20 protein-coding genes are annotated in these 21,053 nt (G+C 60.9%); 13 read left to right on the top strand and 7 right to left on the bottom strand.

Features of this window, described 5'->3' with window-relative positions; genetic code table 11:
- Positions 1 to 84: 84 nt before the first annotated feature.
- The 8 genes from C482_RS13980 to C482_RS13945 all read left to right on the top strand — a co-directional run bounded on the left by C482_RS13980 (position 85) and on the right by C482_RS13945 (position 9,045).
- On the top strand, positions 85 to 1,401 hold the full coding sequence (locus C482_RS13980; RefSeq protein ID WP_006168344.1) for a Single-stranded DNA binding protein: 1,317 nt from the start codon (positions 85 to 87) through the stop codon (positions 1,399 to 1,401).
- A complete protein-coding gene (locus C482_RS13975) occupies positions 1,398 to 3,176 on the top strand; it encodes a hypothetical protein (protein WP_006168343.1) in 1,779 nt (592 codons plus the stop codon). Before C482_RS13980 ends, C482_RS13975 begins: the two co-directional genes overlap by 4 nt.
- Before the next feature lie 9 nt (positions 3,177 to 3,185).
- Positions 3,186 to 4,145, top strand: coding sequence for a metallophosphoesterase (locus tag C482_RS13970; RefSeq protein WP_049896751.1), 960 nt, complete (start codon positions 3,186 to 3,188; stop codon positions 4,143 to 4,145).
- A 78-nt stretch (positions 4,146 to 4,223) separates the two neighbouring features.
- Positions 4,224 to 4,535, top strand: coding sequence for a hypothetical protein (locus tag C482_RS13965; RefSeq protein WP_006168337.1), 312 nt, complete (start codon positions 4,224 to 4,226; stop codon positions 4,533 to 4,535).
- A 280-nt stretch (positions 4,536 to 4,815) separates the two neighbouring features.
- Positions 4,816 to 5,928, top strand: coding sequence for a branched-chain amino acid ABC transporter permease (locus tag C482_RS13960; RefSeq protein ID WP_049896750.1), 1,113 nt, complete (start codon positions 4,816 to 4,818; stop codon positions 5,926 to 5,928).
- On the top strand, positions 5,925 to 7,451 hold the full coding sequence (locus C482_RS13955) for a branched-chain amino acid ABC transporter permease (RefSeq protein ID WP_006168335.1): 1,527 nt from the start codon (positions 5,925 to 5,927) through the stop codon (positions 7,449 to 7,451). The genes C482_RS13960 and C482_RS13955 overlap by 4 nt, the downstream gene beginning before the upstream one ends.
- Positions 7,448 to 8,341, top strand: coding sequence for an ABC transporter ATP-binding protein (locus C482_RS13950; protein ID WP_006168334.1), 894 nt, complete (start codon positions 7,448 to 7,450; stop codon positions 8,339 to 8,341). The genes C482_RS13955 and C482_RS13950 overlap by 4 nt, the downstream gene beginning before the upstream one ends.
- Complete coding sequence (locus C482_RS13945) at positions 8,341 to 9,045, top strand: ABC transporter ATP-binding protein (RefSeq protein WP_006168333.1); 705 nt, start codon at positions 8,341 to 8,343, stop codon at positions 9,043 to 9,045. Before C482_RS13950 ends, C482_RS13945 begins: the two co-directional genes overlap by 1 nt.
- Positions 9,046 to 9,265: 220 nt before the next feature.
- On the opposite strand, the gene C482_RS13940 is transcribed toward C482_RS13945, so the two are convergent.
- Both C482_RS13940 and C482_RS13935 read right to left on the bottom strand, forming a co-directional pair.
- Positions 9,266 to 10,543, bottom strand: coding sequence for an ABC transporter substrate-binding protein (locus C482_RS13940; protein ID WP_006168332.1), 1,278 nt, complete (start codon positions 10,541 to 10,543; stop codon positions 9,266 to 9,268).
- Positions 10,544 to 10,716: 173 nt separating this feature from the next.
- The gene (locus C482_RS13935; protein WP_006168330.1) at positions 10,717 to 12,090 is read right to left on the bottom strand and encodes a sodium-dependent transporter; all 1,374 of its coding nucleotides are present in this window, start codon (positions 12,088 to 12,090) and stop codon (positions 10,717 to 10,719) included.
- Positions 12,091 to 12,247: 157 nt separating this feature from the next.
- Here C482_RS13935 and C482_RS13930 point away from each other — a divergent pair, with 157 nt between their 5' ends.
- The 3 genes from C482_RS13930 (at position 12,248) to C482_RS13920 (ending at position 16,104) form a co-directional block, all read left to right on the top strand.
- Positions 12,248 to 13,792, top strand: coding sequence for an acyl-CoA carboxylase subunit beta (locus tag C482_RS13930; RefSeq protein WP_006168329.1), 1,545 nt, complete (start codon positions 12,248 to 12,250; stop codon positions 13,790 to 13,792).
- Between the two features lies 1 nt (position 13,793).
- Complete coding sequence (locus C482_RS13925; RefSeq protein WP_006168328.1) at positions 13,794 to 14,159, top strand: hypothetical protein; 366 nt, start codon at positions 13,794 to 13,796, stop codon at positions 14,157 to 14,159.
- 109 nt (positions 14,160 to 14,268) lie between these two features.
- The gene (locus C482_RS13920; protein ID WP_006168327.1) at positions 14,269 to 16,104 is read left to right on the top strand and encodes an acetyl-CoA carboxylase biotin carboxylase subunit; all 1,836 of its coding nucleotides are present in this window, start codon (positions 14,269 to 14,271) and stop codon (positions 16,102 to 16,104) included.
- A gap of 18 nt (positions 16,105 to 16,122) precedes the next feature.
- Here the strand turns inward: C482_RS13920 and C482_RS13915 are convergent, their stop codons facing one another.
- From C482_RS13915 to C482_RS13895, 5 genes are all read right to left on the bottom strand, one after another.
- The gene (locus tag C482_RS13915; protein WP_006168325.1) at positions 16,123 to 16,584 is read right to left on the bottom strand and encodes a hypothetical protein; all 462 of its coding nucleotides are present in this window, start codon (positions 16,582 to 16,584) and stop codon (positions 16,123 to 16,125) included.
- A 137-nt stretch (positions 16,585 to 16,721) separates the two neighbouring features.
- Positions 16,722 to 17,345: a universal stress protein gene (locus C482_RS13910; RefSeq protein WP_006168324.1), complete on the bottom strand. Its 624-nt coding sequence runs from the start codon at positions 17,343 to 17,345 to the stop codon at positions 16,722 to 16,724.
- Between the two features lie 56 nt (positions 17,346 to 17,401).
- The gene (locus C482_RS13905) at positions 17,402 to 18,139 is read right to left on the bottom strand and encodes a class I SAM-dependent methyltransferase (protein WP_006168323.1); all 738 of its coding nucleotides are present in this window, start codon (positions 18,137 to 18,139) and stop codon (positions 17,402 to 17,404) included.
- Between the two features lie 208 nt (positions 18,140 to 18,347).
- The gene (locus C482_RS13900; protein WP_006168321.1) at positions 18,348 to 18,719 is read right to left on the bottom strand and encodes a hypothetical protein; all 372 of its coding nucleotides are present in this window, start codon (positions 18,717 to 18,719) and stop codon (positions 18,348 to 18,350) included.
- A gap of 173 nt (positions 18,720 to 18,892) precedes the next feature.
- Positions 18,893 to 19,378, bottom strand: a complete 486-nt coding sequence (locus C482_RS13895) for a dCTP deaminase/dUTPase family protein (RefSeq protein WP_006168320.1) — start codon at positions 19,376 to 19,378, stop codon at positions 18,893 to 18,895.
- A 437-nt stretch (positions 19,379 to 19,815) separates the two neighbouring features.
- Between C482_RS13895 and C482_RS21235 the strand changes: the two genes are divergently transcribed.
- Complete coding sequence (locus C482_RS21235; protein ID WP_152422016.1) at positions 19,816 to 20,043, top strand: hypothetical protein; 228 nt, start codon at positions 19,816 to 19,818, stop codon at positions 20,041 to 20,043.
- Between the two features lie 15 nt (positions 20,044 to 20,058).
- Positions 20,059 to 20,607 carry a hypothetical protein gene (locus tag C482_RS21550; protein WP_161605605.1) on the top strand — a complete coding sequence of 183 codons (549 nt, stop codon included), beginning with the start codon at positions 20,059 to 20,061 and terminating at the stop codon, positions 20,605 to 20,607.
- Positions 20,608 to 21,053 lie beyond the last annotated feature (446 nt).

The following is a 21,053-nucleotide window of genomic DNA, read 5'->3' as shown; positions in this document are numbered from 1 at the left end:
TTCGACACCCTCTCTCGGGTACCACTACACCACTTTCACCCCGCTGCGGGAACGCTTTTGAAGCCCCCACACGAAAGACAAGTGATGGAACTCGACGATCATGCCGAGGATCTCGCCTCCGACCTCGGTGTTGACAAAGAGGAGGTCAAATCCGACCTGCAGAACCTCGTGGAGTACAGCGTTCCGATCGACGAAGCCACCCAGAGCCTTCGCCGCAAGCACGGTGACGGCTCGGGTGGTGGGGGCGGCGCGCCCTCGAGTAAGAACATCGGTGAGATCACGCCCGACGACGGCAACGTCACCGTCACCGGTGTCGTCCTGACCGCTGGCAAGCGCTCGATCCGCTACCAGGGCTCCGACCACGTCATCGTAGAGGGCGAACTGGCCGACGATACCGGGACAATCGACTACACCGCCTGGGAGGACTTCGGCCTCTCGGCGGGCGACACGATCACTGCCGGCAACGCCGGCGTCCGCGAGTGGGACGGCGAACCCGAACTCAACCTCGGCGAGAGCACCTCGCTCTCGTTCGTCGACGACCCACTCGAGATCGACGCAACAATCGGCGGTAACGCAACCCTTGCCGACCTGCAGACCGGCGACCGCGCCGTCTCTGTCGAGGTCGCCGTGGTCGAATGTGAGCGCCGAACGATCGACGGCCGCGACGGCGAGACGGAGATCCTGAGTGGCGTTGTCGGCGACGAGAGCGGTCGACTGCCGTTCACGAACTGGGACCCCGCCCCCGAAATTGAGGAGGGAGGCCCAGTCCGCATCGAGAACGCCTACGTCCAGGAGTTCCGTGGGGTTCCCGAGGTCAACGTCTCGGAGTTCTCGACGGTTACCGCGATCGACCGCGAAATCGACGTCGGCGCTGACACCACCTCGATGGATGTCGGTGAGGCCGTCCGCACGGGCGGCATCTACGACGTCGAGGTCGCTGGCAACGTGATTGAAGTGCGCGACGGTTCCGGCCTAATCCAGCGCTGTCCGGAGTGCTACCGCGTTATCCAGAAGGGACAGTGTCGGACCCACGGTGACGTCGACGGCATCGACGACCTTCGCGTGAAGGCGATCCTCGACGACGGCACGGGCTCCGTAACGGTCGTCCTCGACGACGAAATCACCGAGGACATCTACGGCGGCACGCTGGACGATGCACTCGAGCAGGCCCGCGAGGCGATGGACCAGTCCGTCGTCGCCGACACGATTCGTGACAACATCGTCGGCCACGAGTACACCGTCCGCGGCCACCTCTCGGTCGACGAGTACGGTGCGAATCTGGACGCAGAGCAGTTCGGCGAGAGTGACGACGATCCGCAGGCGCGTGCCAGCACGTTCCTCTCGGCTATCGAGAGCGGGACAGACGATGGTATCGTCGCAGACGAGGAGGTGGACGCATGAGCGCGAACGGGTCCGATGACGACGAGATTCCGGGGCGAGAGATTGCCTACCGGCTCTTCGCAGCGGAGTACGACGATGCCGAGTTCTCCTACGCTGAAAGCGACGAAGAGCGCGCACCGAACTACGTCGTGTCTCCCACTGGCGCACGGCTCAACCGCATGTTCGCCGTCGGGACGCTCACCGAGATCACGTCGGTCAACGACGAAATGCTTCGCGCTCGGATCGTCGACCCGACCGGCGCGTTCGTCGTCTACGCCGGCCAGTACCAGCCCGAAGCGCTGGCAGTTCTCGAACAACTCGCCCCACCCGCGTTCATCGCGGTCTCGGGCAAGGCCCGAACGTTCGAACCCGAGGACGGCGACCGTGTCTACACCTCGATCCGACCGGAGAGCATCGCCGAAGTCGACGCCGCGACCCGCGACCGATGGGTCGTCAGCACGGCCGAGCAGACGCTCGACCGGATCGGCACCTACGCCGAGGCAGCCACGGTCGACGCCCACGGCGACGCGCTGACGGACGCACTTCAGGAGGCCGGCGTCGAGTCCGGGCTCGCAGCCGGCATCCCGCTCGCACAGGACCACTACGGCACGACGCCGGGCTACCTCGCGGCACTGCGTGACTGTGCCACTGAAGCGGTCGAGGTCGTCGCAGACGAGCGTGACGAGGTCAGCGGCTTTGCAGCCCGGCCCGGCGAGATGGGCAGTGACGACACGACGTTCGACGCGCTCGCCTCGTTCGCGGCTGTCGGCGATCAGGACCTCGACCTCGAGGCTCACGCACCCACGGCTGCAGCCGAGACGGGAGCACCGGACGAGGCTGGCGAGCAGGACGCCGAACCAGAACCGATCGCAGCAACGGCCGACGCGAGCGACGAAACCGCAGCCGCAGCAGGCACCGCGACGACGAGCGAGCCGGAGACGGCTGCCGTCGAGTTCGACGAGTCCGAGGGTGACTCGAGTACAACTCTTGCTGACTCCGACGATGAGTCTGGCACTGAAACCGAATCAGAGGACACATCTGAACCTGAGTCCGCGTCTGTACCGGAGTCGGAGTCGGAATCCGGGCCTGAGTCTGAGTCTGAGTCTGAGTCTGGGTCCGAGCCAGTAACCGAGACGGAGCCCGAGCCCGAACCGGAACCCGAACCAGAGCCCGAGCTGGAGGCCGAAACTGCGGCTGACTCGGACGACGCCCTCGGTGACTTCGACGGCGGCGACCCTGGCATGTACGAGATGGACGAGAAGGAACGCGAGCAGATCGAAGACGAGTTCGGTACCGAGTTCACGACGGGTGCCGAGGTTGACGACCCTGGCGAGGGAGATATCGACGTGCCGTCGGAGTCGGATGCGGACGACGCGAACGACGAGTCGGAATCAGCGTCGGATGAGTCGCCAACTGGCGAGGCATCGACCGATGCAGACGATGACATCGGTGAGCCGCCAGCGTCGACGGTCGACAGTGACGCGGACGAGGACGCTGGTGCAGACGAGAAGGACGCGGATACTGCCGAAGACGCAGCAGATCCCGATGCGGATGACGAGCCAGACGACGCAGCCGACGAGCAGGCGGCCGAACCCGACGACGTCGACCTGCAGGAGTACGTCGTGGACACCATGCAGGACCTCGACGACGGCGACGGCGCTGACCGCACGGAACTCGTCGACACCGTCGCTACCGATACCGGGGCGTCCGAGGACGACGTCGAAGACGCCATTCAGGACGCCCTCATGGGCGGCCAGTGTTACGAACCGGATGACGAGACGCTGAAAGCGATCTAGCTGACTTCGATGCCTGCTCCCCGCTCCGATTCCAGTTCCGCCACTGGCCCACGTGTCGAACCAGTGCCCGGCGAACCGGCTGCGGTTGCGACTCTCGATTTCGGGGCGGGGAACGAGGATGGACCGAAATCTGAATCGAACTCAGAGTCTGAGTCTTTGCAGACACTCGAACGCGCCCTCCTCATCGCCGACTATCACGCCGGCTACGAGGCCGGCCTCCGCTACGAACGCGGCGTCGACGTCCCCAGCAACGCCGCCGAGCGCCGCGAGCGTCTCTTCTCCCTCATCGAACGCACCAGCCCCGACCGGCTCGTCGTCCTCGGCGACCTCATGCACTCCATCGGCGACCCCGGCGGTGCAGAACGCGGTGAACTCGAGTACCTCTTCGAATCCGAGCCACTCCAGTCACTGGCTGTGACGGTGGTCAAGGGGAATCACGATGGAGCGATCGAGACGTGGCTGGGTGCAGATGCGGATGCGTCGGCGGCAGCGGCACTGTCATCGTCATCGTCATCGCCATCGTCCCCGACCTCACTCACAATCACCCCCGGCGACGGAATTGCCCTCGGTGACGGCTCGGTCGGCGTTTGCCACGGCCACACCTGGCCATCACGGGAGGTACTCGAGTCCGACGTGCTCTGTCTCGGACACGAGCATCCGTGCGTGCGTGTCGAGGACGAGGTTGGCGGGGGCCGTGTCGAGCAGGTCTGGCTGCGCGGCCGGGCAGACCCGGCGGCGTTTCGAGAGCATCCGGGGCTTGACCATGACGCGCTGCCGGCGTGGATGACGAACGACAATGTCCCGTCCCCTCAGGTGGTTGTAGTGCCGGCGTTCAACGAACTGGTCGGAGGGACCTGGGTGAACGTTGCGGGACAGTCGTTTCTGTCGCCGTTCTTGCCCGACGGTGTGGCCGACGGCGAGGCGTATCTGCTCGATGGGACGCGGCTTGGGCCCTACGAGGCTGTTTGACGGTTGACGCACGACAGACGACGCTGCGCATGCGTGCGCAGGCCCCAGTCCCATCATACGATTTGGCGAAGGCTGACTATGCCACGCCAGACATATCGGCTCACAGTTACCGAGAGTTCCGAGGCGGATGACAGCGTGCATGGACTCGACGCGACGGTTTACGACGAGAACGAAACGATCGTCGCGTCCACGCGTGTCGCCGCCGAGGAGTACGATTTCGAACCATCGTCACAGGATGTTTCTGATGCGGAGACATCGTTCACGGCGGATGTGACGACGATCGACCTGCAGTTCGGTCACGACGGCGCGAGTATCGTGTTTCGCGTACTCGGCGACCGAGACGAGATTGCGGCGGTTCGGCTCAATGATGAAGCGGAAGAGGCCGCGTAGGTAACTGGCTCAACGTGGGTGCCTTGCGATCGATATTTTGACACGAGTAGCGCTGTCTCGCAGTGAGCTCGGACTCGTCTACTGGCATTCTGCCACGAGCCACACGCTGTGAGGACCCCGTCTGGTCGTGGTGTAGCGCTCATTCCTGTTCATTGCTGTCCTATGGCGAACATACAAAATTTAAATACACCAACAACATCGAGTGGTAGCACATATTGAATGGTGCACCATAACATATATCATGGCATCATGGGAAACAATGGCACGACGGAGGATATGAATGTCGACTGTAGATGATGTCGTTACACGGGGAAGGAGCCTATCAACGGAGCAGTTCTTGTTGATCGCCGTTGGCATCGGTGTCGTGCTCCTGGTGGGAGATCTCGTTCTCGGCGTCCTTGACGGATCGTACAGTATCTCACGTATTGGCAGGTACGTGACGGAAGGAGTCCTCTACGGACTGATTATGGGGCTTGCAGGCATCGGCCTCTCGATGACTTATAGCATCCTCAACTTCGCAAACTTCGCCCACGGCGACACCATCACCGCGGGCGCGTTCATCGGTTGGGGAGGGACGTACCTCATTGCAGGCTGGGGTGCGGCAAGCCTCGGTCATCTGGCCCTCGTCGGCCCACAGCGAGGAGTTGGTGGTCCGCAACTGGGAATCTCGATCACCTCGACGCCGGTCGCGATCTTCGCCGGGCTCTTGCTCGCCGGGGTCGGCACCGCACTGTTCGCGGTGTTGATCGACCGCCTCGCGTACAAACCGATGCGCGGGGCCGGTGGCATCCCGCTGTTGATCACCAGTATCGGTGTCGCGTTCGCACTCCGCTACCTCATCACGTTCGTCTACTCGAGTCAGTCTCGTGGGACGACGGCGAGTGTGCCCTCGGCTGACTTGTTGCTCGTCGACGGCTACGTGTCGCTCGACGCCCACGACGGGACGTTGATCGCAGCGGCTGTGGTGTTGATGCTCGGTGTGCACCTGATGCTCCAGCGGACGAAGCTTGGGAAGGCGATGCGAGCGATGTCCGACAACAAGGATCTGGCGCTCGTGACGGGGATTCCGACCGAGCGGGTGATTCGCTGGACCTGGATGATCGGCGGCGGACTCGCCGGGAGTGCCGGTTACCTGATGGTGCTGTGGACGGGAACGATCGACTGGCAGTTCGGCTGGCTGCTCCTGTTGTTGATCTTCGCCGCGGTGATCCTCGGCGGGATCGGCTCGATCTACGGCGCGATCGTCGGCGGGCTCGTCATCGGCATCAGCATGCATATGTCGATGATTTGGCTCCCCGGCGGTGACTTTACGACCATCACGGCCTTCCTGATGATGATCCTGGTCCTGCTGATCAGGCCATCCGGGCTCTTTGGAGGGAAGACGACAGCATGAGTTCGACAGTAAACGCAGACAGACGCACACAACTGGAATCGCTGTGGGAACACGACGCGATCAAGATCATCGCCGTCATCAGTGCGATCTATATCGTCTACGCCCTGATCGGGCTGATCCTCGGCTACTCGCTCGATGGAATCGTCAACACGCTTCGGCGGATGACGTACCTGATCGCAGTCTACGGGATGGTCACGCTCGCGTTGAACCTCCACTGGGGATACACCGGGCTGTTCAACATCGGCGTTGCCGGATTCATGGCGATCGGGCTGTACGTCACGATGATTCTGGCGAAACCAGCTGATCCGGGAGGGGCAGCACAGTACGCCGGTCTTGGGCTTCCGATGCCGATCGCGATCATCGGCGGCGTCGTCGCGGCCGGACTGGCCGGCCTCGTCGTCGCGCTTCCCGCGTTGCGGTTGCGGGCTGACTATTTCGCAATCACGACGATCGCGTTCGCAGAAATCGTCCGGCTTGGCGTCACGTCGGACGCACTCCAGCAGTTCACGATCCTCGGTGCCGAGCTCGGTACCGGTGGGGGTCGCGGGCTAATTCGGAACTACGACGACCCAATGAACGTCATCTTCCAGCTGGAGATCTTCTCCTCGTTCGTCGACCTGACGAACAGCCTGTTTGGCTTCGGGCCAACGCAGGCGCGGGCGCTCGCGTACTCCATCGTGCTCGTGATCGTGCTCGCCGGCATCTACTGGCTCATCCAGCGGACGAGCCGGTCGCCGTTTGGCCGCGTGCTGAAGGCGATCCGTGAGGACGAGGAGGCAGCCCAGTCGCTCGGGAAGGACACGAACATGTTCAAGATCAAGGTATTCGTGCTCGGCTGTGCGCTGATGGGGCTTGCCGGCATTCTCTGGCGGTTCCGCCGAACTGGAGTGACGCCCGAGGCGTTCCGCCCGCATGTCACCTTCTACATCTGGATTGCGCTGATCATCGGTGGTGCAGGCTCGAACACCGGGAGTATCCTCGGATCGGGCCTGTTCGTGGCCGTCCTCTTCGAGGGACCACAGTACCTCCGCCGAGTGATCGACCAGCTGGTGGCAATCGGCGACGCACCAAACACGTTTGCGGGTGCTGTCGCCCCATTACTCTCTGCGAACCCGGTTCCGCTGGTCCGATACACCTTCGCTGAGTTCCTGACGCTGCAGTTCGTCATCATGGGCGTTGCGCTGATTCTCCTGATGCAACGTCGGCCGGACGGGTTACTTGGCCATCGTGAGGAAACAGCGGCCGCTATCCCGCTCGGGGTACGCCCGAGCGCGGCTGGCGGCGGGAGCGGTGGCGGCGGTGGCAGCGGCTCCGGCGGCGGATTCACACACGGCCAAACCCGCGACCAGCACGACGACTCCGACCAGCGGACTGACGGCGGTATCGATGCCGACGCGGCCGATGCACAGACCGACAGTCTACAGTCCGACATCAGTGATAGCAGTGACACCAATGGCACTAGTAAAACCAGTGATACCACTGCTCAATCCGATGACTCAGCGACCGACGGTGAGACTCTATGAGTGATACCTCGACCGACATCCAGTCGACCGAAACGGGCACAGCAGCCGACACGGCGGGCACGTCATCCGATGCACCAACCGACGCAGACGCTGTCGCGCCATCCACAGCCGACCGAACCGGGGAGATCGAACTCGCCGTCGACGGCCTCGTCAAGCGATTCGGCGGCATCACGGCCGTCGACGGCGCGTCCTTCGAGGTCGAAGCCGGCTCGATCACTGGGCTCATCGGCCCCAACGGTGCCGGCAAGTCAACCACGTTCCACTGTATCACTGGCATCCATCAACCGGACGCAGGCACCGTTGCGTTCCAGGGACAGGACATCACCGGCATTGCTCCATACCAGTGTGCCGACTACGGCCTCGTCCGCACCTTCCAGATTGCTCGCGAAATGGCCAACATGACCGTCCTCGAGAACCTCATGCTCCCGGCGAAACACCAGCAGGGCGAGGCGCTCTGGCGCTCTGTTATGCCACTCGCCAGACGCGAGGTCGAAGAACAGGAACGCGAACTCCTCGAGCGCGTCTGGGACACACTCGAGTTCTTCGAGATCGAGCACATCGCAGAGGAAAAGGCGGGCACCCTCTCGGGTGGGCAGCGAAAGCTTCTCGAGATGGCGCGGGCGCTGATGACCGAACCGGAGATGTTGCTGCTCGACGAACCGTTCGCGGGAGTTAACCCGACGCTCGAACAGAAGCTACTCGAGCACATCCACGAGTTGCGAGCGGACGGCTACACGTTCTTGATCGTCGAACACGATATGGATCTAATCATGGAACACTGCGAGCACGTGATCGTCATGCACCAGGGATCGGTGCTGGCGGAGGGCGTGCCCGGACAGGTCACGTCGAACGAACAGGTGATCGAGGCCTACCTCGGAGGTGAGGTCTAATGGCGATGCTCGACGTAGCAGGACTCGATGCGGGATACGGCGATTTACAGATCTTGAGCGACGTGGATCTCGAGGTCGAACAGGATGAGTACGTCGTTATCGTCGGCCCGAACGGGGCTGGCAAATCGACGGCGATGAAGTCAGTCTTCGGGCTGACGACGTACATGGGCGGTGCCGTAGAGTTCAACGGCGAGGACATCACGGGCCTCTCGCCGGACGAGATCATCCACAAGGGGATCGGCTACGTCCCCCAGACGGAGAACGTCTTCCCGTCGTTGACCGTTCAGGAGAATCTCGAGATGGGGGCGTACATCCTCGATGAGGTCCCCGAAGCGGCGTTGCAGGACGTCTTCGATCAATTCCCGATTCTGCGCGACCGTCGCGACCAGAAGGCGGGGTCGATGAGCGGCGGCCAACAGCAGATGGTTGCGATGGGACGGGCGCTGATGCTCGATCCAGATCTGCTGTTGCTCGACGAGCCGAGTGCGGGGCTGGCACCAGACCTGGTCGACGAGATGTTCGACCACGTCGACGCGATCAACGACGCCGGAACGGCGGTGCTCGTCGTCGAACAGAACGCGAAGGAAGCACTCAGACGTTGTGACCGAGGCTACGTACTCGTGCAGGGAGGGAACCGGTACGTCGACACCGGTGACGCGCTGTTACACGACGAGGAGGTTCGCCAGCAGTTCCTCGGTGGCTGAGCCGCCAACCTCGCCTCGATCTCGATTTTTGCTGTGATGTGATTTGCGTGAGTGTTTGCTGTGGCGTGACTTGCATGAGGGCTTGCTGTGACGTGATGTACGTGAGTGAGGTGATGGACAGTATCGCGTAGACGACTGTCTTCTCACCTGCTTTCTTGTTTCCTACTGCAGAAATGATCGGCGTAATGAACCGCTGTGTCGACGCTACCCAACTGATCGGCTACTCGGCGAGCGCGGACTCGAGTTCACCCGTGTACGATCCTTGCTCGGCTTCGAACGAGACCGTGTTGAGCTCTTCTCCGCCCTGATCGCCGACAAACGAGTCGATGAACTGCTCAGAGAGTTGCTGGCCGTAATCGTTGTTGACGTACAGTGTGCCGGCGGTTTCGCCACCGAGTCGGTCGGCGGCCACTTCGGCCATGACCTGTCCCTGCAGGAGGTCACTTGGTGCGGTCCGGAAGAAGTAGCCGTCGTCTCGAACCTCGGAGAGCGAGAGTGCCGTGCTCGCTGGCGAACACTGGACGACGTTCGCGCTGCTGGTCTCGCCAACGAGCGGGACGGAGTTCCCGGACGATGCGGCACCGATGATGGCCGGGTAACCCGCGTCGATGAGCGCCCCGCCGTTCGAGAGTGTCGTGTCTTCGTCGGTTTCGGTGTCTTCGATCGCGAGGTCGATTTCGAAGCTGGTTCCTTCGAACTGGTCGGCTGCGAGTTCGCCGGCCTGAATCATCGGGCTACCGAGTTCGCCCAGGTCCCCCGTTTCGGGGAGCAACATCGAGACCATGACCTCGCGGTCCGTACCGCCAGGCGAGTCGTCTGCCATGTCGCCGTCCGGGTCGTCGCCCTCAAAGGCAATCGTGTCGATCGTCTCAGTCCCATCGTCTCCGAACTCCCAGACGTCGTAGCCAGCGTCTGCGGGATCACCGACCTCGTCGAAGTTGACGCCACTCGAGGCACCCTGGTATGAAATTTCGTCGCCATCAGCAGCGGCCTCGGCGGCTTCTTCTAGTTCGCCGGGTCCGTACTCGTCCCCACCGGGATTTGCGACGCGGCGCATCTGGTCGCGGATCGCCTCACCGTCATTGTCACCAGCGGCGATGTTCGCGAGGATGCAGACCGCGACCGCGTCGAACGTGTGGGAGTTGAAGACGCCTGGTGAGGAGTCGAACTCGTCTTCGTACAGTTCCTCGAAGGCGGCTTCGTTTGGTCCCTCTGAGGCAGGTGCAGTTCCGAGGACGTTGTCCATGTCATTGCCGACCTCCCCCGGCAGATCGGCGTCCTGGAGCCCGTCGGGGACGATGATATCTGTTCCATCGTCGAAGTTCGAGTAGTAATCGCGGAAGATCTGAATGCCACTCTCGGGATAGCCGATGATGTTCAGGACATCTGGCCCTCCCTCGTCGACCTCCTCTTCGTCACCAATACAGCCTGCAAGGCTTGCAATTCCTGCTGCACCAACGCCACTGAGCACCCGTCTACGATTGAGTTCCCAAACCATGGTGTATGGTCACAGTCATCATATAAAAGAGTTTAGGTACCCGACACGATGATGTGGTGCTGTCTGCGGGTGGTTTCGCGCGGTCGTGACTCAGCCGACGCTGCCCATCGGTTGAGAGTGTCACCATCTCGGGTCGGTGGCAAAAAAGTCGTCAGCGAACGGTTACTTCGCTATTACAGGTTTTCGTCGAGCCAGCCGGCGAAGTCACCGGTAAGGAAGTCGACGTACTCGACGATACCCAGGTACAGCGAGACGATCAGCACGAGGACGATCGGGATTCGAAGTGCCCAGATCCAGATCTGGCCGAGCGTTCCGAGATTGCCAATTCCCTTCTCAAGTTCGTCGACAGCAATCTGCGGGGCGATCCAGCCGACGAGGATCGTCAGCACGAGCGCACCGAACACGAGCAGGATTGCGTCAGCGAAGTAGTCGAGGAGGTTGAGGAAGATCAGGTCGAAGGTGACCGGAACTCCCAGGAGGTAGATGAGGCCACCCATTCCGACTGCAGCCTTCCAGCGTTCGATGCCAATCTCATCGATCGCGTAGGAGGTGACGACCTCGAGCAGCGAGATTGCACTCGAGATGGCTGCGATTGCGACGGTTGTGAAAAACAGCAGGCCGAGGAACTGGCCACCATCGATATCGGCGAACGCCTGGGTCATCGCGACGAAGATTTCGCCGGGGCCACCAGAGCCTGGTTCGGTCATCTCACCTGCCCACATGATGGGGAAGACGACGAGGCCAGTGAGGAACGCGATACCGGTGTCGAAGCCAATGATGGCAGTGCCGTCCTTGGCGAGGTTTCGATCCTCGCCCAGGTAGGATGCGTAGGTAATCATCACACCCATCCCGAGCGAGAGTGTGAAGAACGCCTGTCCGGCGGCGGCCGGCAGGAGTTCGGTCCAGTTTGCGGCGATGACGCCGAAGTCGGGCGAGAGATAGTACTCGTAGCCACCGGTTGCTTCAGGGAGGGTGAACGCCCAGATGGCGAGACCAACTAGCAGGAGGATGATCGCGGGAACCATCACCTTCACGGCGAGTTCGATACCCTGGCGGATACCGAGCGCGACGATGCCGACCGTGATCGCCATGAAGACGGTGTGCAGGATGAAGGCGTCGAGTCCGGTCGACAGCGCACCGAACATAATCTCCGGATCGCCCTCGTAGGCTGCGATGCGGCTGGCGTAGTCACCGCGGAAGCCCTCGATTGCGTACCGGATGAACCAGCCACCGATGACGCTGTAGTACGAGAGGATGATGAAACCGGTTGCGATGAAGATACCACCGACGTACTTCCAAGCGCCGCCGCCGTATGCTCTGAGTGCGCCGACTGGATTCCGATCAGTGTGACGGCCGACGACGAACTCAGCCAGGATTGCGGGGAATCCGACCAGTGCAACGAACAGCAGGTACACCAGTAGGAACGCTGCACCGCCGCCTTCGCCTGTAACGAACGGGAATCGCCAGATGTTACCAAGGCCAACTGCGCTACCGACGGCAGCGAGAATAAACCCTGTTCTCGTTGCCCATGTCTCACGTTGTGCCATGACTACGCTGTTTAAATAGGACTTATATATAACTTTCCGTGGCTTCCCCTACTTGTCACCGACATGTCTATTAATCGTGATGGTGTTACGGAATCCTTTTCCTATTGGTCCTCGCACAACGGCGTATGAATCTGAGCGGGGTGTTTCCTGCATGACGATGGACGAGCGGATCGACGAACTCGAGGAGTTGCGCGAGGAGGCACGCCTCGGCGGTGGCGAAGCACGGATCGAAAAGCAACACGACAAGGGGAAGATGACTGCCCGTGAGCGGATCGACTACTTCCTTGATGAGGGCACGTTTACCGAGTTCGATCAGCTTCGGACCCACCAGACTCGCCAGTTCGGCATGGACGAAAAGAAAATCCGGGGCGACGGCGTCGTCACCGGTTACGGTGAGGTGAACGGCCGAACCGTCTTCGTCTTCGCACACGACTTCACCGTCTTCGGCGGCTCGCTTGGCGAGGTCTTCGCCGAGAAGGTCTGCAAGGTCATGGACATGGCGATGGAAGTCGGTGCGCCCGTTGTCGGCCTCAACGACTCCGCTGGTGCCCGAATCCAAGAAGGTGTCAAGAGTCTGGCCGGCTTCACCGAGATCTTCCGACGGAATCAGGAAGCGAGCGGCGTTGTTCCCCAGATTTCGTCGATCATGGGTCCCTGTGCCGGCGGTGCCGTCTACTCCCCGTCGATCACGGACTTCATCTTCATGGTGAAAGACACGAGCCACATGTACATCACTGGGCCCGGCGTCACCAAGACAGTCACCGGTGAGGATGTTACCCACGAGGAACTCGGTGGGGCAATGACTCACGCAGACAAGACCGGCGTCGCCCAGTTCGCCTGCGAGTCCGAGGAGCAGGCACTGGACGACATCAAACGGCTCCTGTCTTACCTCCCACAGAACAACGTCGAGGACCCACCCCGGGTCGACCCGTGGGACGACCCGGACCGACGCGACGACGCGCTGACCTCGATCGTGCCGGACAACCCACAGAAGCCCTACGATATGACGAACGTGATCGACTCGGTCGTCGACGAGGGCTCGTTCTTTGAAGTCGCCGAAAATTTCGCACAGAACATCGTCGTCGGTTTCGGTCGTCTCGACGGCCGCTCCGTCGGTCTCGTGGCGAACCAGCCACGAGTCAACGCCGGCACGCTCACCGTCGACGCCTCGATGAAAGGCTCGCGGTTCGTGCGCTTCTGTGACTCCTTTAACATCCCAATCGTCACGTTCGTCGACGTGCCCGGTTACATGCCCGGAACGGAACAGGAACACCGTGGGATCATCCGCCACGGCGCGAAACTTCTCTACGCGTACGCTGAAGCCACTGTCCCGCTCCTGACGGTGATTACCCGGAAGGCCTACGGCGGTGCCTACTGTGTTATGGCCTCGAAGAACCTCGGCGCGGACGTCAACTACGCCTGGCCGACCGCCGAAATCGCCGTCATGGGTCCAAAAGGTGCGGTCAACATCCTCTACCGCGAGGAACTCGCCGAAGCCGAGAACCCCGACGAACTCCGCGAAGAACTCATCGACGAGTATCGTGAGGAGTTCGCGAACCCCTACACCGCGACCGACAAGGGCTTCCTCGACGACGTGATCGTCCCGACCGAAACGCGTCCGCGACTGATCGACGACCTCGAGATGCTGGAAACCAAGCGCGGACAGAACCCGGACAAGAAACACGGCAACATCCCACTCTAGCATGACCGCACAGCACTCCGACACGGAAACCGGCGACGCCGTCACACAGGCACCGCCCGAAGACGGTTCGTCCGAAATCCCGTCGCCCTCGGCGAGCGACGTCCCCCTTCCGGCCGACGTCGAACTCGAGTTGCCTGCCGATGCGGACGACGAAGAGGCGGCGGCCATCGTCGCTGCGATCGGTGCACACCTTCACGATCAGGCGCGGGCGACCGCTGCAGCGGCCGCCCAGACCGAGGAAACGTGGGAGGGCAAACGCTGGTCGTTCGCGGGCCGTGTACGGGCCCAGCAAGGTGAAGACGTCCGCGTTCCGAAGACGGCACCGACGAACGCGTGGACGGCAGCGGGCCGGACGGATCGATTCTGAATCCGGCTGACTGCGACACACATCTTCACGCGCATTTCGGCGACGGCGAACTGATACTCGCCCCGTTGCGAAAAAGTAAGGTAGTGGCCCCGCAACCGTTCCCACAGGAATGTTTAGGAAGGTTCTCGTGGCGAACCGCGGCGAGATTGCGGTCCGCGTGATGCGGGCGTGCGAGGAGTTGAATGTTGGGACTGTCGCGATCTATTCTGAGGCTGACAAGGACTCGGGACACGTCCGGTACGCGGATGAGGCGTACAACGTCGGTCCTGCTCGCGCGGCGGATTCGTATCTCGATCACGAGGCCGTTATCGAGGCCGCACAAAAAGCAGACGCCGACGCGATTCATCCCGGCTACGGCTTTCTCGCGGAGAACGCGGAATTCGCGAGCAAGGTCGAGGCGGCCGATGGGATCACCTGGATCGGCCCATCCAGCGACGCCATGGAATCGCTCGGCGAGAAAACGAAGGCCCGCCAGATCATGGACGAGGCGGCGGTGCCAATCGTCCCCGGAACCACGGACCCCGTCACCGAACCCGACGAGGTCGCAGCTTTCGGCGAGGAACACGGCTACCCGATCGCTATCAAGGCCGAAGGTGGCGGCGGTGGCCGCGGCATGAAGGTCGTCTGGGCCGAAAGCGAGATCGAAGACCAACTCGAGAGCGCAAAGCGCGAGGGTGAGGCGTACTTCGACAACGATTCGGTCTATCTGGAGCGCTACCTCGAACAGCCCCGCCATATCGAGATCCAGATTCTTGCGGACGAACACGACAACGTCCGCCACCTCGGTGAGCGTGACTGTTCGCTCCAGCGCCGTCATCAGAAGGTCATCGAAGAAGGCCCATCCGCAGCCCTTTCCGACGAACTGCGCGAGGAGATCGGCGAGGCCGCCCGCCGGGGGGTTGCCGCCGCAGACTACACCAACGCCGGTACTGTCGAGTTCCTCGTCGAGGAAGACCCCGGACGTGGCCCCGACGAACCCCTCGGGCCGGACGCGAACTTCTACTTCCTCGAGGTCAACACGCGAATCCAGGTCGAGCACACAGTTACTGAAGAGATCACGGGCATCGACATCGTCAAGCGCCAGATTCAGATCGCAGCGGGCGAAGAAGTCGACTTTACACAGGAGGAGGTGGACATCGACGGCCACGCGATGGAGTTCCGAATCAACGCCGAGAACGCGGCCGAGGACTTCGCCCCCGCGACCGGTGGTACACTCGAGACGTACGACCCGCCGGGCGGGGTCGGCGTCCGCATGGACGATGCACTCCGGCAGGGTGACGAACTCGTCACCGATTACGACTCGATGATCGCGAAGTTGATCGTCTGGGGCGAGGACCGCGAGGAGTGTCTCGACCGTTCGTTGCGCGCCCTGGGCGAGTACGAAATCGAGGGGATCCCGACGATCATCCCGTTCCACCGCCTGATGCTCACCGACGAGGAGTTCGTCGCAAGCACGCACACGACGAAGTATCTCGACGACGAACTCGACGAGAGTCGGATCGAGGAGGCCCAGAAGCAGTGGGGCGGCGACACCGGCAACGGTGCCAGCGACGACGAGGAGACCGTCGAACGCGAGTTCACTGTCGAGGTCAACGGCAAGCGCTTCGAGGTCGAACTCGAGGAGCACGGCGCGCCGGCGGTTCCGGTCGGTGATGTCGAAGCAAGCGGCGCGTCCGGTCCGCCACAGCCGGCCGGCGGCGACAGCGGCGGTGACGACGATATCGCCGGCGACGGTGAGACAGTCGACGCCGAAATGCAGGGAACGATTCTGGACGTCGCCGTCGAGGAAGGCGACGAGGTCGCAGCGGGCGACGTGCTGGTCGTCCTTGAGGCGATGAAGATGGAGAACGATATCGTGGCCTCCCGCGGCGGCACCGTCACCGAAATTGCCGTCGAAGAGGAACAGAGCGTCGATATGGGCGACGTGCTGGTCGTGCTGGAGTAACGCCGAGCGCCAGCGCGCTCAACAGCAGAACATGAACGGATAGACCAGCGCGATCCGGTCGTCGTTTTCGAGTTCCGTATCGAACCCCGCATAGTGTTCGTTGAACCGACCGTTGATGCAGACCCGCGCGTAGGGTCGCGTCTGCTCACCTTCAGGATTCTTCCGCCAGGTGCCCGGCAATTCGTCGGGAACCGGTGCCCAGCCGTGTGCAGTGGCGTCGGATTCTGTTTCGGCGATCAGTATCTCTTCTAGGCCGTGTGCTTCGAACTCGTCAAAGAACGACTCGAGAAACTCACGGAGCTGCGTTCCCTGGAAGGTGTACTCGAGTTCGTGCGTGTCGAGGGCGGTTCTGACGTGGCCGGTACAGCGGACAGTGACGGTGGTAGTACCTGTGTCAGCGCCTGTTTCCAACTCTGGGTCACCGTGGACTGGCGGTGAACTGGAACCAGGACTGTCGTCAGTGGGCGCGTCGGCAGTCATACTCCAGGACAGGCCGTCACGAACAAAGCAATTGTGTCCGAACGTGTTCGCCTCTGTTCGAATTCGCTTCGGGAGGAGAACCAGTCTGTGCGGTATTCGCCGGGTGCGGTGGCAGTGGCAGTCCCTCGAACACGCAACTACGGCGCTGGCTCCGTGACAGTTCGGACGTCTCCCGAAACGGCATCGACACTGAGTTGGACGGGGTCGTCCGTCTCTGACGTTTCGAACTGGAAGTACCAGGTCGCACTGGTTCGACGGGGCTCGGAGACGAGTTCGTCGACGACGTAGCCTTCCTCGGTCGCCCGTTCGCGTGCGCGTGCTTCGGCGTCCTCGGCGTCCGTTAGCTGGAGGTCGTCGGTCGCGCGAACCGTCACAATCGGCATCTCCGCCATGCGGACGACTCGCTCCGTGACGCTGCCGACCAGCACCCGATCGAGCCCGGTCCGTCCCTGTGTACCCATGACGATCATGTCAATGTCGTGCTCATCGGCGTACTCGAGTATCACCTCGTGTGGGACGCCGTTTTCGACGGTGGTTGTCGCCTCGATGCCGGCGTGTGCGGCTTCGGCTGCAACGTGGTCGACCGCGTGGTGCGCGGTCGGTGTGGCTTCCTCGCTTTCGAGCGTCCCGAGCGGCCCCTCGGGGACGACCGAAAGTGCGTGGATCTGTGCGTCGAACTGTTCGGCGATGGTGAGTCCGTGTGCGATCGAGCGGCGAGTTCCGTCGCTCCCGTCCGTTGGAATGAGAACGTCCTGATACATTGCCCTAGATAGGTGTTGTTAGGTGTGCTGACGTAAAAACGATCGTTCCGCCGGTGTCAGTCCTGGCTGTGACGCTGGCGTCGACATCGTGACTCGCAGGCTCGCCCGACAGCGAGCATGTGACTCGAGTTCGGCGCGTCGGAAGAAATGCGTCGCAGTGAACTCGTTCTCGTAGCCGTGGCGCTCGAGGAGCGCCGAATCGTAGTCGCCGTGTTCGAGGAGTCCGGCAGCGCCGCGACGTTGTGTCCCGACAGGAGATAGAGTTGGACGGCTCCGAGGAGTCCCATGACGGAGACGACGACCGGCGCGTCTGGCTTTGCCACGCGGCGCAGTTCCCGAACGGCCTGCGCCCGGTCAGCCTCGTCCAGCAGGTGCGACAGCGGGCCGCCGAGACAGCACACAGCGTCGAATACGTTCGCTGGCAACCCGAGGTCAGTGATCGATCCCTGGACGAGCGAGACGGTGCCTGCAGCGTCAGCATCGACATCGCTGTCGCTGTCGCCGTCGGTGTCAGCGTCGTCGATCCGGTCAGCCGCGACCGATAGCTGGCCGCGACTGAGGTCGAGCAGCGTCACATCGTGCCCCCGCGCTGCGAGCCACTGGCTGTACCTTCCCGCACCGCCACCGGCGTCAAGCACTTGCCCTGACGACGGCAGGTTCGACGCGAGCGTGTCGACGGTCTCACCGAACTCGAGTTCACCGTCCATCCCCGTCGCAAGTCGATCCCACTCGTTGGTCCCGTACTCGTCGTAGAACGCCTGCGTCTCTTCGAGTGTATCCGTCAAATCCGACATTACGGCTCGACATTTTTGCCGACTGAAATAAGAGAGACTGTGTACTGTTGGCAACACTCAGTGGGTTGCCGTTGATTCCAGCACTGCCACCGATTACTTTGTCACGAGTGTCACAGCGGCCGTCGAAGGCATGGATCAAGCGCGGTGATCGGCTTTCAGAGGGCCGACACCAGCTACGAGGAGTCGAGGGGAACTTGTGACTACGATCTCAGAGGGCGTAGTACGCCGCACAGATCGCGGTGAACACGGCCAGCACAGCGTGCCCGGTTTCGGAACCAATCGCATAGCTGGCCGTCATAAGGAGCGACCAACCGGCGAAGAGCACGGTGAGAAACCGCGGTGATCGGAGGTGGTTCGTCACGTATCCGACGAAAATCAGGGCCGTTACGTACACCGCTGTCGACGACGTAATGATGTCGATCGCTTCGCCGAAGAGCGCCCAGTAGAAGAGCACCAACTGTAGTCCCACCATGGCCATGATGGCGATCGCTCGTCCATCGGTGTGCGGCGTACTCCAGGTGTCTTCGGTTGCGGTCATTGGAAGCGATTCATCCGGTTCCATAATACACGTTCCGGTCATATTTGATCAAGCCACCGTGCGGAACGTATTTATAGCACACACGATGATCACCGAGACTGCGCCGGGAGTAACGGTTTGCCTAAGGAACTCATGCGTCTACGAGCGTCAACACCGACGATAATCGGCTCGAAACCCTACACAAACGCGTCGGCTCGAGACGAACGGCTTCGTCCCTATCTCCCGCTCCCCGAAACGTTCGAGAGCGAAACGAGCGTCGAGACCCGCGCGTTCTCCTTTATCTGCAGCCCACCATCGGCAACCGACAGCGGCACTAGCGGCAGGTGCGAGCGGACCTGCACCGTCGGGTGTGACCCGCCGCGAGCCAGCAACTCGTTTCGCGGCTGCAGTTGGAGTGGGTCCTCAAGGTCACCCAGGAACTCGTTGTGCTGGACGACGTACTGACCGCCGTCGAGGTCCCACCAGCCGAACTCATCGTCCGGGTTCCGTAGTTCCGTCGGCACCGGCTCGAAATCGGCATCTTCGAGTTCGTCACCGCCGAAATCGAGCCGGCCAGGGCCGGCGACCTCGTAGATCGCGCTCACCGTCAGATCGACACCGCCGTCGTGGATCTGTGTCGGCTCGTGGACCAGGTTTTCGACGGCCGCAGCGAGCGATTCGTCTGCAGTCGAATCGGCGTCTGGGTCGGAGTCGATTGACATCTCGGGGAAGACTGACCGCAGAGACAAGCAAAAAGATGGCGCTCGAGTACCTCGAGGAAACGCAAACTGCGCCGGCGGCTGAAGTTGTATTAGCCTGGATTCGAACGACGTTTTATGGACGTGAGTCAGGGGCGGCTGTGGGCCGACATCGAGGCGAACGCATCCTTAGAACTATTGATAGGATCTTGAATATAATGCCGGTTGATGTTCCTTCACTCATGGAATGAGTTGTCCACGCAAGTTAATTTAATAAAGATATATTAAACACAAAACATACAGTCATTGTAATGACTGTGAGTGAAATAATATGAGACAGCCCTACCAAACACGTCGAAAAGCCCTCAAGCAGATGGGGTATTGGTATTGATAGTATAGTTGCTACAAGCAGTGTTACCGCGAATGATCTAACTCCACCACCAAATGAAGGTGCAGATCCAGTGTCCATCCAGGACTCGGATTCGTATACAGGAAGTGACATGTATGGTGGAGGCGATTTCCGCATCGGGCTGGGTACAGACGTTACAGCTTCCGCTCCTGAGTGGCGTGAAAGCTTCCAAGGTAGAGGCCAGTGGGAATACGACTTCACTGTTGAAGGGTGTACTGCTTGCCGTTTTGTTGGTGATAGTGGCGAACCGATCGAACATGATAAAAATGAGGCGATGTGATGGCAGGAAACCACTGTGAATGGTGGGACGGATATATACAGTCGTGATGATGAAGATTGGATCGGTTCTTCTCCAACTGATCAGTCTGGCGATTTCGATTATTCGTCCTACGCACTGGCTCGGGATGGAGTTACTCTGGCATTGACTTCCCTCAATCCGGCAATGGGTGGTTTGGGACTCGGCGCATCGTATTTCTTGTCTGATATGGTTAATTGGGTCTCCAGCCAATCCGGTGGTAGTGGAGGTGAGAGTCTCAAAAGGAAATGGGATTACACTATTGTCAACTCGCCTAATTGGGCAGACTCTTCAACGTTCTGGGATGAATTAAATATCGGTACGTCTGAATCGTTCTCGATTAAAAACCTTGCAATAGCCGTCCCTGCATATCCTGTACTAACGGAATATGAGGTATCATTCCTCACACCCCCGGATCCAAATTCGCTGAGCGCTAAGGAACGGAAAGAGTATGGGATCCGGGAGATCGAGCCAGAGGATGCTATAGTAGCCACTGCAAGTCAATGCACACCTGATCGCACGGCAACTGTGCGATCAGTGTGTAAATAGTTGCAGTTGTTACTATAGAGTAAGTCCACAAAGTGAGGATGAGTCTACCGAAGCGGTTTATGTTGCTGATCCAAAGGCCAGACTGGAGGTTTCAACTGTAGCCGATCCTGAGATCTCCGACGACGTTTACGACGAAATGGACAAGAAGAAGGAAGAACTCGATATTGACATTTAGTCAACGTCAAAATTAGACCTCGATTCAGCCTGTCGTTAGTTGAGTGGTACAGAAACCCACTCCGAATCGGCAGCGTTGTGGCGTACTATTTTTATTTCTGATCGGATTACGTTGTCAGGGTCTATTTCGGTTGGTGAGTTCAGTCTAACGCTGACAGATTGGCCAGCAGTATCGCTTTCGATAATCGCTCTTCTGTAGGAGATTGTTGATACTGGTCAGTTGTCGCTGTGGAATCGAAGAGAGCAAGGACACCGCGTCAGCGGTGTCCGTT

Source organism: Natrialba chahannaoensis JCM 10990 (genome assembly GCF_000337135.1).
GTDB classification, from domain to species: Archaea; Halobacteriota; Halobacteria; order Halobacteriales; family Natrialbaceae; genus Natrialba; species Natrialba chahannaoensis.
Note: the sequence above shows the minus strand (reverse complement) of the source record. Positions and strands in the feature narration are given on the sequence as shown.

Bases quoted from the DNA above. Each gene is read 5' to 3' on its own strand.
- C482_RS13980 (WP_006168344.1), top strand. From the start codon at position 85: ATGGAACTCGACGATCATGCCGAGGATCTCGCCTCCGACCTCGGTGTT.
- C482_RS13975 (WP_006168343.1), top strand. From the start codon at position 1,398: ATGAGCGCGAACGGGTCCGATGACGACGAGATTCCGGGGCGAGAGATT.
- C482_RS13970 (WP_049896751.1), top strand. From the start codon at position 3,186: ATGCCTGCTCCCCGCTCCGATTCCAGTTCCGCCACTGGCCCACGTGTC.
- C482_RS13965 (WP_006168337.1), top strand. From the start codon at position 4,224: ATGCCACGCCAGACATATCGGCTCACAGTTACCGAGAGTTCCGAGGCG.
- C482_RS13960 (WP_049896750.1), top strand. From the start codon at position 4,816: ATGTCGACTGTAGATGATGTCGTTACACGGGGAAGGAGCCTATCAACG.
- C482_RS13955 (WP_006168335.1), top strand. From the start codon at position 5,925: ATGAGTTCGACAGTAAACGCAGACAGACGCACACAACTGGAATCGCTG.
- C482_RS13950 (WP_006168334.1), top strand. From the start codon at position 7,448: ATGAGTGATACCTCGACCGACATCCAGTCGACCGAAACGGGCACAGCA.
- C482_RS13945 (WP_006168333.1), top strand. From the start codon at position 8,341: ATGGCGATGCTCGACGTAGCAGGACTCGATGCGGGATACGGCGATTTA.
- C482_RS13940 (WP_006168332.1), bottom strand. From the start codon at position 10,543: ATGGTTTGGGAACTCAATCGTAGACGGGTGCTCAGTGGCGTTGGTGCA.
- C482_RS13935 (WP_006168330.1), bottom strand. From the start codon at position 12,090: ATGGCACAACGTGAGACATGGGCAACGAGAACAGGGTTTATTCTCGCT.
- C482_RS13930 (WP_006168329.1), top strand. From the start codon at position 12,248: ATGGACGAGCGGATCGACGAACTCGAGGAGTTGCGCGAGGAGGCACGC.
- C482_RS13925 (WP_006168328.1), top strand. From the start codon at position 13,794: ATGACCGCACAGCACTCCGACACGGAAACCGGCGACGCCGTCACACAG.
- C482_RS13920 (WP_006168327.1), top strand. From the start codon at position 14,269: ATGTTTAGGAAGGTTCTCGTGGCGAACCGCGGCGAGATTGCGGTCCGC.
- C482_RS13915 (WP_006168325.1), bottom strand. From the start codon at position 16,584: ATGACTGCCGACGCGCCCACTGACGACAGTCCTGGTTCCAGTTCACCG.
- C482_RS13910 (WP_006168324.1), bottom strand. From the start codon at position 17,345: ATGTATCAGGACGTTCTCATTCCAACGGACGGGAGCGACGGAACTCGC.
- C482_RS13905 (WP_006168323.1), bottom strand. From the start codon at position 18,139: ATGTCGGATTTGACGGATACACTCGAAGAGACGCAGGCGTTCTACGAC.
- C482_RS13900 (WP_006168321.1), bottom strand. From the start codon at position 18,719: ATGACCGGAACGTGTATTATGGAACCGGATGAATCGCTTCCAATGACC.
- C482_RS13895 (WP_006168320.1), bottom strand. From the start codon at position 19,378: ATGTCAATCGACTCCGACCCAGACGCCGATTCGACTGCAGACGAATCG.